The 13,866-nt window shown below is 61.0% G+C and carries 14 protein-coding genes; 4 read left to right on the forward strand and 10 right to left on the reverse strand.

Going from position 1 to position 13,866, the window contains the following annotated elements; translation table 11 throughout:
* Positions 1–25 precede the first annotated feature (25 nt).
* From SO140_RS07880 to SO140_RS07890, 3 genes are read right to left on the reverse strand one after another with little or no spacing between them, the layout of a single operon-like run.
* The gene (locus tag SO140_RS07880) at positions 26–1,399 is read right to left on the reverse strand and encodes an epoxide hydrolase family protein (RefSeq protein ID WP_474799561.1); all 1,374 of its coding nucleotides are present in this window, start codon (positions 1,397–1,399) and stop codon (positions 26–28) included.
* Positions 1,396–2,046: a cysteine hydrolase family protein gene (locus SO140_RS07885; protein ID WP_449378535.1), complete on the reverse strand. Its 651-nt coding sequence runs from the start codon at positions 2,044–2,046 to the stop codon at positions 1,396–1,398. Before SO140_RS07885 ends, SO140_RS07880 begins: the two co-directional genes overlap by 4 nt.
* A 40-nt stretch (positions 2,047–2,086) precedes the next feature.
* Positions 2,087–2,695 carry a VOC family protein gene (locus SO140_RS07890; protein WP_449378536.1) on the reverse strand — a complete coding sequence of 203 codons (609 nt, stop codon included), beginning with the start codon at positions 2,693–2,695 and terminating at the stop codon, positions 2,087–2,089.
* A 114-nt stretch (positions 2,696–2,809) separates the two neighbouring features.
* Between SO140_RS07890 and SO140_RS07895 the strand changes: the two genes are divergently transcribed.
* Entirely contained in the window at positions 2,810–3,316 is a 507-nt protein-coding gene (locus tag SO140_RS07895; protein ID WP_449378537.1) for a winged helix-turn-helix transcriptional regulator, read from the forward strand.
* A gap of 102 nt (positions 3,317–3,418) precedes the next feature.
* Here SO140_RS07895 and SO140_RS07900 read toward each other — a convergent pair whose 3' ends face one another.
* Complete coding sequence (locus SO140_RS07900; protein ID WP_449378538.1) at positions 3,419–3,997, reverse strand: cysteine dioxygenase family protein; 579 nt, start codon at positions 3,995–3,997, stop codon at positions 3,419–3,421.
* A 408-nt stretch (positions 3,998–4,405) separates the two neighbouring features.
* On the opposite strand from SO140_RS07900, the gene SO140_RS07905 reads away from it, so the two are divergent.
* The gene (locus tag SO140_RS07905) at positions 4,406–5,260 is read left to right on the forward strand and encodes an arylamine N-acetyltransferase family protein (RefSeq protein WP_449378539.1); all 855 of its coding nucleotides are present in this window, start codon (positions 4,406–4,408) and stop codon (positions 5,258–5,260) included.
* A 102-nt stretch (positions 5,261–5,362) separates the two neighbouring features.
* On the opposite strand, the gene SO140_RS07910 is transcribed toward SO140_RS07905, so the two are convergent.
* From SO140_RS07910 to SO140_RS07935, 6 genes are all read right to left on the reverse strand, one after another.
* The gene (locus SO140_RS07910; protein ID WP_449378540.1) at positions 5,363–6,115 is read right to left on the reverse strand and encodes a hotdog family protein; all 753 of its coding nucleotides are present in this window, start codon (positions 6,113–6,115) and stop codon (positions 5,363–5,365) included.
* A 167-nt stretch (positions 6,116–6,282) separates the two neighbouring features.
* Positions 6,283–6,762, reverse strand: a complete 480-nt coding sequence (locus SO140_RS07915) for a hypothetical protein (protein ID WP_449378541.1) — start codon at positions 6,760–6,762, stop codon at positions 6,283–6,285.
* A gap of 1,045 nt (positions 6,763–7,807) precedes the next feature.
* A complete protein-coding gene (locus SO140_RS07920; RefSeq protein ID WP_474799556.1) occupies positions 7,808–9,064 on the reverse strand; it encodes a tetratricopeptide repeat protein in 1,257 nt (418 codons plus the stop codon).
* A 119-nt stretch (positions 9,065–9,183) separates the two neighbouring features.
* Positions 9,184–10,431 carry a serine hydrolase domain-containing protein gene (locus SO140_RS07925; protein ID WP_449378543.1) on the reverse strand — a complete coding sequence of 416 codons (1,248 nt, stop codon included), beginning with the start codon at positions 10,429–10,431 and terminating at the stop codon, positions 9,184–9,186.
* A gap of 160 nt (positions 10,432–10,591) precedes the next feature.
* Positions 10,592–10,945, reverse strand: coding sequence for a hypothetical protein (locus SO140_RS07930; protein ID WP_498542407.1), 354 nt, complete (start codon positions 10,943–10,945; stop codon positions 10,592–10,594).
* Positions 10,946–11,034: 89 nt separating this feature from the next.
* The gene (locus SO140_RS07935) at positions 11,035–11,391 is read right to left on the reverse strand and encodes a hypothetical protein (RefSeq protein WP_449378545.1); all 357 of its coding nucleotides are present in this window, start codon (positions 11,389–11,391) and stop codon (positions 11,035–11,037) included.
* Positions 11,392–11,543: 152 nt separating this feature from the next.
* Here SO140_RS07935 and SO140_RS07940 point away from each other — a divergent pair, with 152 nt between their 5' ends.
* On the forward strand, positions 11,544–13,073 hold the full coding sequence (locus SO140_RS07940) for a HAMP domain-containing sensor histidine kinase (protein ID WP_449378546.1): 1,530 nt from the start codon (positions 11,544–11,546) through the stop codon (positions 13,071–13,073).
* Positions 13,070–13,753 carry a response regulator gene (locus SO140_RS07945; RefSeq protein ID WP_449378547.1) on the forward strand — a complete coding sequence of 228 codons (684 nt, stop codon included), beginning with the start codon at positions 13,070–13,072 and terminating at the stop codon, positions 13,751–13,753. The genes SO140_RS07940 and SO140_RS07945 overlap by 4 nt, the downstream gene beginning before the upstream one ends.
* Positions 13,754–13,866 lie beyond the last annotated feature (113 nt).

Below are 13,866 nucleotides of genomic sequence, written 5' to 3' on the forward strand. Positions count from 1 at the left end.
GCGCGCACCATGCGCTCCGAAGTCTTCAGGTTGCCTTGCGAAGAGGCCGGAACGCGTTGCGGACCTCCCTGCTGAAGATCCCAGGTTGCTCCCACGCGGCGAAGTGACCGCCGGCCTCGGCCTGATGGAAGTAAATCAGCTTGTGATAGGCCTTCTCGGCCCAGCTCCGGGGCGCAACGAAGCTCTCGCCGGGAAATGCCGTCACGGCGGCCGGGATCGAGACGTTGGCAGGCAAATAGAGATTTGTCTTGTTTTCCCAGTAGAGCCGCGCCGAGGAAATCGCGCTGTTGGTCACCCAGTACAGCGTGATGTTGTCGAGCACGTCGTCGCGGGTCAGCGCGCCCGCGGAATGTCCGTTGACGGCGCGCCCAAGCACCGCCGATTGCATCGCCGAGGCCGGCTGCGCAAAGCCGTCGCCGTGGTCGAGCAGCCAGGCCGCAAGGCCAGCCGGCGAATCCGTCAGGGCTGCCAGCGTTTGCGGACGCGTCCCCATGATCTGCGCATAGGCGCGCCGCTTCGCGAATTGAATCTTGAGCTGGTCGAAGGCGTGCTGCTCATCCGGAGCAAGATTGTCCGGAGCAGGATTGCCCGATGCCACCGCCTTGAATATCTCGGGCGGAACCACGCCGGGCAAGTTGACGTGGATGGCGAGCAGCTCCGGCGCGCCCAGCTTTGCCATTTCGTTGGAGACGGGCGAGCCCCAGTCGCCACCCTGCGCGACGAACTTCTTGTAGCCGAGCCGCTTCATCAGCACGACCCACGCGCGCGCGATGCGCTGCGGATCCCAGCCGGTCGCGGTTGGCTTGCCGGAGAACCCATAGCCCGGCATCGAAGGGATCACCAGATGGAAGGCGTCTTCAGCGCTACCGCCGTGTGCGGTCGGATCGGTCAGCGGATCGATGATCTTCATCTGCTCGATGACGGAACCAGGCCAGCCATGCGTCACGATCATCGGCAACGCGTTTTCGTGTTTCGAACGAACGTGAATGAAGTGGATGTCGAGTCCATCGATCTCGGTGATGAACTGCGGCAGGGCATTGAGCCGCGCCTCGACCTTTCGCCAGTCGTAATCGGTTTGCCAGTAGCGGACGAGGTCCTGCAGCATGGCGAGCGGCACGCCCTGGGAGTCGTCGTCGACCGTCTCTTTCTCAGGCCACCGGGTCGCCGCGAGGCGACGGCGTAGGTCAACGAGATCGGCTTCGGGAATTTCGACGTGGAAAGGACGGATCTCGTCATTCGTTGCGGCCGGCGCCGAACGTATCGCAAACAGGTTGGCGACGCCTGCAGCGGCAAGTCCAGCGGCAGCTCCGACGAGCAGCTTGCGCCTCTCATGATCGATAGTCTCATGGTTTGGCTGCACTGCGGCGATTGCAATTGGCTTGCGAGATTGCGTGGTCATTTCACGATCTCCTCAGTATGGGACACGGCCGGCAAGGCCGCGATCACGTCGCTGGTTGTCAGGATCGAGTGGGCGTAGGTTGGGCCGTTCAGCTCGTGAGCGGCATGCATCATTTCGTGGGTGAAAGCGGCCGTGGCGTCGCGCACCAGCGTGACGTGATAACCGAGCTCCATGGCGTAGCGGGCGGTGGACTCGATGCAGGTGTTGGCGAGCAACCCGACCACGATCACATGGGTGATCCCCTTCTGCTTCAGCTGGAAATCCAGGTTGGTGTTGGCGAAGCCGCTTTGACCCCAATGTTCGCTGGCGACGATATCGCCTGGTTTCGGCGCGAAGTCAGGATGCCACTCGCCGCCCCATTCGCCACGCGCGAAGTGGTGTACATGCATGACCTTCCGCTGCGTGGGGTTGGGATGGTCCCAGTGCTCATAGTCGCCCGGCTCCCACCGTCGGTGCGGAACGATGACGACCTGAACGCCCGCGGTACGGACGGCGCCATCCAGCCGACGCAGGTTGTCCAGCAGCCCGACCTCATCGGCGATCGGCTTGATATGCGGATAGACTTTTCCGCCCTCGGACAAGAAATCATTGTAGGGATCGACGAAAAGCAGAGCGGTTCTCCCGCGTGAATAGAAGGTCTCGGTCACTGTCGCCTCCTCGGGCCGCGTGCGGCCGGTTGCATCGGGTTCAGTCGGGCAGCTTTTGGCCGGTCTGCTCCCGGACGATGTACTCGGCGTACCAGTCCGGCCAGCTCGCATCGGGTGCGCCTGCCCGCTTCTCGTGTTCGCCATGAGCGAGGGCCGCGCGACGGAGGGCTGCGGCGAGATCGGCTGGCGAGGCGAAGGTCGCCTGATCCCCGCTGAGGCGACCCGGCAAACGCTGCGTGACCTGTTGAAGCAGCCAGACATTCCCGTCCGGATCGTCGAACGTGGCCAACGAGCCGTAACTGGGACGTTCCGGATCGGGACCCGGGATAGGACCTTGCGGTCCGCGGTGAAACACGTCGCTCACATCGATACCGCGCGCGATGAGCTCGGCGCGGGCCGCCACGATGTCGTTCACGATGAGAAAGCGGGGTAGCGCCGGTCCGGAGCCGAGATGGATCGAGGCTGGCGAGCCCGGAGGGGTGAATTGCACAGCCCTGGATCCGTCGGCCCTGACGAAATCGGCATCGAGCCGCCAGCCCAGATTTTCATAAAAGCGCTTGGCGCGGTCGACGTCGGAAACGGGAATGACCGTGACTTCCAGCTTCATGTCGACCTTGCCCGGTTTCCGGTCTTCCCTTTCGGTAGTCATGGTTCGCTCCTCTGTTGACGAACCGGGCGCCTAAGGCCGCCCGTTGCACTTGAACCGACCTCGCCCCATATTTGCTATGAAAGTCATAGGCACAAGCGCGATGAAGAAAACGTGATGAAGACCGTAAATGACAATACTGCTGACCAAACACTCTGCCCCGTGGCGCGCGCCGAGACAGTCGTAGGCGATCGCTGGACGGTATTGATCCTACGCGAGCTGTTCATGCGGATGCACCGCTTCGAGGAGATCCAGGCGCAGACGGGCGCGACACCGCAAATGATCGCGGCGCGACTGAAGAAGCTGGAAGCTGACGGCATGGTGAAGCGGCGTGCCTACAACAAGCGGCCGCTGCGTTACGAATATCAACTCACGAAGAAAGGCGATGCCTTCTATCCCGTGATCCTGGCGTTACGCGCCTGGGGAGAGACCTGGTGCAAGTCGCCGAAGGAAGGCCGCGCAGTGAGCTATACGCATCTCACCTGCGGCAAGCCGGCCGGCCTTGGTCCGGCCTGCGAATCCTGCGGCAAGCCGCTTCATCGCGCGGATCTGGTCGCCGAACGGGCTCTCAAATACCAACGAGAGCGCGAGGCGCGGTGGGAAGCTTTCAAGGCGAACCGCTAGATATTCAGCACCCGAGCGATGGTGTTCGGTCATTCCGCCCCGCGCTCTTCGGACTCACAAGAAGCATCACGTAAGGTTCGCCATGAGTGGTTACCCGTCGAGTCAGTTTGACTGCTCGCGCTGACGTTGGCTCGCCTCGTAACGTGCATTCGCCTCCTCGAACAGGCGGCGCCTCTGCTCGTGGTCCAAGCGGTGCTCGTCGAGGGTCAGTGAGTCCCATTCGCTGCGCTCGGCGGCGAAGAAATCGCCGCCGTAGATGTGGATTGCCCCGGTCAGCCGATCGATCGGGTTGATGACCGAATGGATGATGTCGGGGCCGAATGCCACGGCGTCTCTTTCCGATAGGGCCTTCGCGCCGGCGGCCTCGACTTTATGGGGCGTGCTTGGAATTCGCCGCCAGAAGATATTGTCCTCTCGACCCGAGTAGACCCCGATCACGGCCCACATGCGGTGATCGTGGGGCATCACCATCATGCCTGGCGCCCAGACCACGTTCAGGATCGTTAGCGTGTCCGAATGGAAGAGCTTGCGGCTTTCGGGACGCCTCGGCTCACCAAGCCCCCTGAGGACTGCCGCTGGTTCAGACACCGCGCGCGCAAGAACCTCGCGAACTGCTTTGTGGGTGGGGTCTGCCGCAAAAGCTGCGCGGCAGTCGGCGATAAATTGCTCGGGTTCGAACATATCAATCTCCTTTTAGAGACCAATGGCTGTCAACCGGATCGCCCAACGCGCGGCGTATGCGCGCGCCGTCTTCGCTCATGCTTCGTGGACCGTAATTGGCTCCCGCCCGTTCGATACGTCGTCACCGCGTTTCGGGTCCTCGTAGCAGGCAACAGGAGAAGGCGGCTTGATCGGCATTCGCAACTCCGCAACCGCGGCGAGATGGAATTTACATCACCAGCAACTGTTCGGCCATGCGCTTCGATTGCGCATTCGGCGTTTTGCATTGCGTGAATGCATGGTCACAATTTCAGCCTACCGATCGCTCGAACCAAGGTATCGTTGCCGATTGCCCCCAAAATCCGGCGCTCGTAGAATATCCCGGTCTGGCCGTTGTTGCGACACTGAGCTTCGCGAGGGCTTGGCGAGATGTCCGATACCATATTCGATCAGAGCGCTTGGCTTCAGCGTATTGGGTATTCCGGGCCGGTCACACCAACGCTCGAAACGCTCAATCGATTGATTTTCGCACACGCGCATTCAATCGCCTACGAAACATTGGATATCATGCTTGGACGACCGCCCAAGCTCGATGTGCCTGCGCTCCAACAAAAGATGATCGCCAAGAAGCGCGGCGGATACTGCTTCGAACAGAACATGCTGTTCCGGGCCGGACTGCGGTCGCTCGGATTCAGGATTACGAGTCTGCAGGGGCGCGTCGTACGTGGACTGGCGATCGATGCGCCGCGCCCGGCAATTCATATGCTGTTGAAAGTAGAGTTACCCGAAGGAGCTTATCTTGCCGATGTTGGCTTCGGAAATCTCGCGCCGACCTCGGCGCTGCTGCTTGCACCGCAGATCGAACAAGAGACACCCCACGAATTGATGCGGTTTGTCGATGTTGACGGCGAACTGACACTCCAGGCACGGCTCAAAGATGGCTGGCAGCACATCTATCGCGTGATCCCCTACCCGCGCTACGATGGCGAATACGAGATCGCGAATTGGTATACGGCGACGCACCCGGAGACGCCTTACCAAGGCAACATCATCGTGGCAAAGCCGGGATCAAACAGAAGCCGGATCACGATGTACAACACACGCGTCACGATACGCGATGCGGATGGGCACGCTGAGAAACGCTGGCTCGCAAGCGAGAGCGAATTCAAAGAGGTGCTGCGCGGAGAATTCGGGCTCGACATGTCCGATCAGGAGATCGAAGACTGCGTGGCCGTCATGAAGGCCAAGGGCACTGGAGACGCCCCGCACCCGTTTTTCGCCTAGGTCACTTCCACGTCGGCAACGGGTCACGCCGCGACCTGTCTCCGAGCACCGCGCATGTAATCCTCCGCCTTCCGTAATCTGGCCTCCGGCAGCCGCGGCTCTCTACGTCGTTCCGAGCTGTACCTGCCGATCAACGACAATCCAGATGGCACGGCCGACTGCCAGCAGGTTCTCCTCATCACCGAACAACGCAGCTTCCGCGATGAGACGACGGCCTTCGCTGGCGATTTTCCAGGACGTCACCACGCATCGCTCGCCCGGACGTGGTCGCCCGTCGATGCGCACGGAAAGGCGCCCGAGCAAGATCGGCAAAGTACTAAAGTTTCCGGTCTCGGGGTCGCACTGCGATACATAGCCAGTCGGACAATCCAGCGCAGACCACACGAACTCAGGCGCAACCAGGCCATCGGCGGCGGCGAGAGAGGCGTCGGGCGTCCAGGGTACAGCAAAAGCCTTGCTGCCGTTTTGTCGGACCAGTGGTCCGGCGAAAAGCCGCAGCCCATCGCCCGGCGCGCGGTCAGGCCCGCAAACGAAGCACATCGGCAGCAGATGCTCGTGCGGCTTGACTGGGGTTCGTCTCTCGGCCTCAACCGCCTCGGCGTAGGTCGCCCTCTCGAGGCGGCTGACCTCCAGCGTTACGGCTCGGCCGATCGCTATTGTCGCCGTGCCCTGGCGAAGCTCCCACGCCCCCGTCTCGACCTCAACACAATCAAGCACCGTCTCCAGGGGTGGTGGAGCGCGCAAGGTCACTTCCGCGGCACCGGTGATTTGGCGCGCCAGCATCCCACAGACATAGCCGCCGTTGCCGGAATTCGGCGGACCACGAAAGCGACGCGGGATCATCATCGTCTGCATGCCATGCCGACTTTCCCGGACCACGCCTCTCCCCTATTGGGCACAGGCTATTATCCCAGACGTAGGTCCATGAAGGCCGGCCGGAGGTTCAAATCTCCTCGGTTGCACATTCCATGATCGGCGTCAGTTCGACTATGACGGCCTGCTGTCGAGAATCGCCTTCGGCGCTAGCGTGCCAGCAGAGACAGCGCGACACCGATCGCAATCAAGATCATCATGACCAGTGTCGGCCGCACAGGTGTAGGCGCCCCGGGTCGAAACGTCCGCAGGGTGGTGGCGACATACAGCATCGGGACGAGCGCGGCAGCCGAGATGGTCAGGATTGCCCACGGTGCCCAGCGCTCGCCCTCATGGAGCGCAAAACACAACCACAGCAAGGTAACACCAAGGGTAGCGAAGCCGCCCCCAATGATTTTTAGCATACCGAGAATGATTGCCTGAACTCCGGGATCGAGTTCAGCGAAGGGCTTTCCAGCCACGACGGCGTGATACGGCAAATATGCCTCGCGCCGCATGTACCTCACACCGAACAAAATCCCACCGAATGCAACAACAAGCACCGCCGCCAGCGCAACGTTCAACATTTTCGAATGCGAGCCCCGTTTAACTGGATGGTCGTATAGCGCACACGCGGCAACGTCTGCCATGGGGCCAAATGCGATCCCGGAGTGTATGGCCCTTTGACGCAAAGTGGACATTTGGGCTTTAGGACGAAGTCGGCCTCGGGCCCATGCGCGGAAGACAGCACTGGTGCCCGTACTCTTCCAACGTGATTGTTGCGCCGCACCAGCTGTGTGCTCGGGCGTATCCGTGGCCCGCAACGCCGACGTGCACAACTTTTCGGCGAGCTGCCCGCTAGGCAGGTTGCAGAATTCACGCTACGAATTGCGCGTGGTTATTTTGACCAATGGACGGCCTGTCCGTCCTGGAAAGGCATCATCATGAAATTGTCTTCAAGTGCTGTCGCTCCTTCGATCCTCGCTATATTCGCAACTGTTTTCCTGTGTGGCCCGGCATCGTCGCAAGGCTCGGCCACCAGCACGCTCCCCGGTGTCACGGTCAATGCGCCGGACCAGGCGGCAAGGCCCCATCATCCGCAACGGGGGTCGTCAAACACGGGGACATCCCGCAGGACAACCGGCACCTCAACCGCTCAAACGCCAGTGTTCGCGCCGAATACAACATTGGGGAGGCTTGCCAAGCTGGAGAGAGAAGCCCGCAGCTGCAACGGTGGTTGCGTTTCAGGGTCGGCAACGCCCCCTGGGTTGGATGTAGCCTTGCTGGCCAGGGAGGAGTTGATGGCAGCATGTTCTCACCAACGTGCACAGACACGCTCAGCTACAAGACTTACGCACAGTGCGTAGAGACCAAGGCTTTCCTTGGCGCGCAACCCAGAGAATCTCGGTGGATTTGCACCAGCCTGCTGGTCGGGGGCAAGTTGGCCGGCGAAAAGCAAGTCGCCGAAATCAAGCAATTGGGCACCCGATAGTCCACGCCGCTCGCCGGCTGCGCCCGAAGGCATAGGATAGCATGGCTCGAGGGATTTCGAGCCATGCGCAATGCGCGCTCAGGGTCAAATCGCGACCTCACGGGGGGCCGCTCTTTGCGCCGAGCGGACGTTTGGACTAAGCCGGAGTTCTGGGACGGCCCACTTGCAGACATTCTCCCTGCAGGCGGCTTCGCCGCACGCGGTCAGAAACCGAGCATGCGGAGCTGTTGTTTGCTGACCTGGTCGACCGGGTCGATCGACTGCGCCTTGCGAAAATCTGCGATCGCATCAGTGCGGCGCTGCTGTGCTTCATAGGTGAGGCCGCGGTTGTTGTAGGCCTCGACATAGGACGGATTGAGCTGGATCGCCTGCGTATAATCGGCAATCGCGTGGTTGCGGTCGCTCTTTAAAACGTAGGCTTTGCCTCGGGAGTTGAAAGCGTTGAAGTCCTTGGGATTGATCGCGATCGCCTGGTCATAGTCGGCGATCGCGTCATCGATCTTGCGCAGTCCCACTTTAGCATTGCCGCGGTTCCAATAAGCCACACCATTCCTTGGATTGATGCTGATCGACTGATTGTAGGCGGCGATCGCACGGCCATATTGTTTCGCGCCTTCGTAAGCGACGCCGAGACAATTGTATCCCCCGGAATTGCCGGGTTCGCGATTGATGGCCTCGCTGCAATCCGGAACGGCCAAATCGTACTGGAAATTGTTGCTGTAGGCGACGCCACGCGAGCTGTAGAGCCAAACCAGATTTGGATCGAGCCTGATGGCCTCGCTGTAGTCCGCGATCGCGGGCTCCCATCCGCCTTTTTTCGTGATCAACCTTTTTCTGAAGAGCGCTTGACCCCGTTGGCCAAAACCAAAGGCGTATTTCGGATCGATGGTCACCGCTTTGGTGAGATCGGCGACTGCCTGGTCGAATTCACCCTTTTCCATCCAGGCCATGCCGTGACGGGCATAGGCCCACGCGTCTTTGGGATCGCCGCTGATCGCCTCGGCGTGGTCGGCCAGAGCTGCGTCATATTCATGCAGACCGTAATAGGCGACGCCACGGTTGTTGTAGGCCCAGCCATACTTCGGATCGATCCTGATCGCCTCGGTGCAATCCGCGATGGCCGCGTCGTGGTCCTCTTTGCTCTCGTAAGCCTCACACCGGTGCGCAAAGGCCCAGGCATCCCTCGGGCTGAGCTTGATGGCCTCGCCGTAGTCGGCAACCGCGCGGTCGTAATCCTTCCTGTTGAACGCACCGCGTCCCCGGTTCCTGAAGGCCTCGAGGCGTGCCGCCATCGACTCGCTTGCATCGTCGATGATGCGGCTGCATGCCGTTTCCCCGATCTCGGGCTTGTCGGCGCTGGCGGCGCACCCGTCCCGATCGACCGGCGTCGCGGCCTGCACGGGCATCGCAGGCAGGAGCGCCGCGCAAAGGAGCAGTCCACCTGATCCACGCGCTGCCATGCTGTTCTCCTCCGTCAGGCGCGCCGGCGCGACACGTCCCGACGTGAGGACTTTAACCCCAACGGCGGGCTATCCGCCATCGGCAACCGATGTCCGCTATGGGCCCACGAGATGGACGCTTATCGCGTGGTGCGACCAAGCTGATCCACCACGGCCAGCCATAGTGCTATGGTCTCTGCTGACGAAGTCCTGTCGGCCGCTTCGGGACGCACGGCTGTATGTACCATCACCAGCTTGGTCCCAGGATCCACAAAGATCATCTGGCCGCGGATGCCGAGCAACACGAACCGGCGTTCGGCGCCGGGCAGTAGCCAGACCTGATAGCCATAGCCGTAGTACTTTGTGGCCACACCAGGTGCGAGATGGACGTCGGTTGAACTCACCGTCGTCGCATCAATCAGCCATTGGTGTGGAATGACCTCACGCCCATTCCACACGCCGTCATGCGCCAGCAGGCGTCCGAACCGGGCGTAGTCGCGCAACACGGCGTTAAAGCAGCAAAAGGTCACCTCCTGGCCGGTTCCGTCGATCGCCCATGAGGCATCGGCTTCGGTGCCGATCCGCTGCCATATCTTCTCTCTAAGGTAGTCTGCGACTGGAGCGCCGGTCACAGAGCGCAGGATGAGGCCAAGGATCTCGGTCTCGGAACTGGCGTAATGCCATCGCGTATCTGGCGGCGCCACGCGGGTATTGAACTGCGCGATGCTGACCACAGGGTCCTTGCCGGGCCGACCGAACAGATCGCGCCCGAGGCGCGCAATATCGTCCTGCCCGTCATACCGCTCTTCGAAGTTGACACCAGAGGACATGTGCAACAGCGCACGGATCGACGTCTTACCGTACTCAGTACCTGCAAGTCCGGGCACATAGGTCGCGGCGACGTCGTCGATCGATTTGATGACACCATCGGCCACAGCGATGCCGATCAGCATCGCAGTAATGGTCTTCGCCATCGACTGGGAGAGAAAGCGATCGTGGTCCGATCGCGCATATTGATAATGTTCGTACAAGATCGTGTCGTCCCTGGCGATCAGCAGTCCGGTCGTCGGCTGCCGGGCAAGATAATCCGCGATCGTGCGGCGCTCGCCGTCGAAGCTGTAGTAAATCTCGGGCTCGTTGGCGCGCTGAAACGACCAGGATGTGGCCGCACGTGCAACGATGCGCGCCGGCGTCAGTTCGTCGAAACGACTATAGGTCGCCACGAGATGCCGCATCTCTGCGCCGGTCGACAATGTGCCAAGGGGATATCCCTCGTCAGCGCCGTAAGCGGCCGCATCATGACCGGTGTTCGACAAGACCGGTCCGGCAGCGGCACGCTTGGTGGCTTCTTGCGCATTTGTGATGCCGAAGGTCGCGAGCACAACCATCGCGATGATCGAAACCCGCCCCGTTGCCCTGTTCATCGCCGCCTCCGCGTGTTGCGCTGCATTAGCGCAGCCCTTCCATCAAGAGCACGACTTACGAGATTGTCAAAATGCGACCAGCCGGAAAGGACCGCTTTTTCGCGTCGGTCCGGCGCTGGACGCATCAGCCCATGCTGCCCGGTATGAAACAGCGGACACGGGGGTGGCCGTCGATGTAGTGCTTCCAGACCATCGTCCGTCCGGCGAGGTTGGGTTGCGTGATGAGAGCGCCGTCTGGCGCCAGAACCCATTCGCCATCGATGCGAACGCGATATCGCCCGCGATCGGACTCCCAATCCGGTTCGGAGACCACGTAAGCGTCGGAGTCCTCGCAACACTTCCCGAATTCGCTCTCCAGGCTCTCGAACCAGGGCTTTAGCGGGGAATTCGCGTAGCGGCCGTCGTCTCGCGCGAGCGCCGCGGTCGTGAGCAGCAGCAGCACACAGATCGGAGCAGTCGTCCGCCTCATCGCCAGCATGTCTTCGCCTCCGCGATCTGTCTCGGCTCAACGGAAGACTTCGAGGCCATAGAGTGGCCCTGAAGTGGTGTGCTCGATCTCGCATGCGCTCAGTCGGCGGTGCAAAGCTCCGCGCCAGTCGCGCCTGTTGGCAAGCTGGGCGGCGTTAAGCCAACGGTGGCTGGTTCTCGAATAGCGACCGTTGCCTGAGCCATTTTCATAGTCTTCGATCGCTGAGTGAGCACCGCAATCTGGTGAGGCGAAGCGGGCATACCGGCCAACACGAGCTTCGGTGTCGCTGAGCTCTCCTCGACATGGGCCGATCCCATCACCGCGACCTGGTGCGGGGAGATCGGAAAGCCCATGAGTTCGAAAGTCGGAAGGTTCAAGTTGCACGCGCCAGCCTTGTTGGTCCATGCGCCTCCGATGGCGGCGACGGCAATCGTGATTACAAATAGATTTTTCATGATGACATCCCTCCTGGATAGCAGAGATATTCGCACCACGATTTCCAAATCGACTTGGTTCAATTCGCCGGCCCTTCATGGGGCCGCGGACGCAGCATCTGATACGCCGTCATTCAGGGAAACGGCGGACTCCATGCGAGATCCTGGGAAATTTGCCCGACGTCGAACCAAACGGTATCGAGCAGCAGCCGGATGCTGTAATCTGCGGAAAGCAGTACGGACCCCTCGCCATGCGGAAGATGAGGATTCTTCGGCGCCGGCCGGTCATCGATCTCAAGTGGTCGCTATTGAGGCAAGTAGCGGCTGTGGCGCTACTCTGTTTTCTTGGCGGAGCGGCGATCTCCGTCTACCGAGCAGCAGAAGAGACGTTGAAGACCAATCAGGCTGTCGGCGATGCCCTTGGCAAATATCTGGAAGTACCGATTCTAGCCCAGCGCGAGCGGCGGACTCTCTTCGGAACACGCCTTGATCTGCAAAAGCGCTTTCGTTTCATGGATGGCTTTCTGGATCAGGCGATGAGCCCGGGTCAGTGCGTACAGTTCAAGGAAGTTGGGAAGGATGTCATCTCCAGCTGTCTGGGGTTTCAGACTCAGGTGGGCGCGGCACCGGCATGGTTTTCGGCCGTCTATCAGTGGGCGGTCGGCAGCCGTATGACTTACAGCCGTCCTGTCGCGCAGCAGGGTCCCGTACTTGGCACGGTCGTCGTCAGCTCGGACCCATCAGTCGTGACAGCGCGTGCCTGGTCCGATATCTCGCGAATGCTCGGCCTCTCCGCAGCGACGATCGGCGCACTTGGCATTCTGGTGTATTTCGTCGTCGAGCGCGCACTGCGGCCGACGAGAGATGTCGTTAGCGGCCTCAACAGGTTGGCTGCGGGTGATCTGAAGTGCCGTCTCCCGCCATTTCGACTTGCCGAGCTGCAAAGAATACGCGGCGTCTTCAACGATCTGGCGAACACTCTGGAAGTCGCGACCTCCGAGCGCGCCGAGCTTGCGCGACGTCTGGTGGAAGCCCGCGAGCAGGAAAGGCGTCACCTCGCACGGGTGCTTCATGACGAGCTGGCCCAGAGCCTCAGTGCCATGAGTGCGACGGCAGCCTCGATCAAGTTCACGGCCACGACTGACTGTCCATCTCTCGTTGCCGAAGCTCAGGCCCTGACGGAAACTGCTGGCAACATCATGAAGGGGCTTCGCAGGACCGTGCAGGAGTTGAGACTGCAGGAGATCGACGACGTCGGCCTGCTCACGAGCCTTGAAGGGCTAATCGGCGATCATAATCGCCGCGGTTGCGGGAAGACCCGATTCTCTCTCGAGACGCACGGCGACCTCGATGCGCTCCCCCCGGCGATCACCGTTCACGTCTTCTATATCGTTCAGGAGGGTCTCACAAACGCGGCGAAGCATGCGCAGGCGGCCAACGTGCGCGCCGTGGTGCGCATCGACCTTGCGCAAGTCGGTGCGCCAAGGTCCGACGCTGGCATAGTCGAGGCTACGGTTGAAGACGACGGTGCTGGATTAGCGCCTGAGATCAGGAGAGAGACTGGTTTTGGCCTCGGGCTGATCGGGATTCGCGAGAGAACGCTCGCGCTGGGCGGGCAGATGAAAGTCGTGTCGAGGCCCGAGAAGGGCCTCATCCTCAGTGCCATCATTCCTGTTGCGACTACCGAGGGTGCAGCATCATGACGCCGCGAAGCATCAGTGTCCTGCTCGTCGATGACCACGCGGTCGTGCGTGAGGGATACCGTCGGCTTCTCGAGAAGCATGAAGGCATTACCGTCGTCGCCGAGGCCGCCGATGCGGCGAGCGCCTATCAAGCCTACAAGAGCAGCAAGCCCGATGTCGTGGTGATGGACGTGTCGCTGCCAGGTCGCGGCGGTATCGATGCTATTCGCCAGATACGTCAGTGGGATCCAGCAGCGCGCCTGCTGGTTTTCACCATGCATTTGAGCGCGACATTCGCTCTCCAGGCCTTCAGGGCCGGTGCAAAGGGCTTTGTCACAAAGAGCAGCCCGCCCGAGTTGCTCGTCAGCGCAGTACGTGACGCGGCTGCCGGCCGTATGACAATCTGCCCCGAGGTCAGCGAAGCCCTGGCGAGAAGCCGCTTGCAGGACGATGCAAGCCTCATTGATACCTTGTCCCCACGTGAATTCGAGATCCTGCGCATGCTGCTCGCCGGCCGGTCGGCCGAGGAAATAGCCGCCGCATTCAATCTCAGTCCGAAAACCGTCTCGAATTACCACTACGCCATCAAATCGAAGCTCAGCGTCTCTTCCGATGTCGAGCTCGTGCTTTTTGGCCTGCGAGGCGGATTGATAACGCAAGTCGAGGAACGCGAGCACGAGGACAATTTCCGATCTGCCTAACCGCGGATGGCCGCTGTTTTAGACTCATGAGAGACGCCACGCAGGCGTCAGCGAATGATCCCTTTCCGGAAATCTCCAAACTGAAGAAACAGTGGCGCACTGAGGCTTAGCTA

It is taken from the genome of Bradyrhizobium sp. UFLA05-108 (assembly GCF_059803455.1).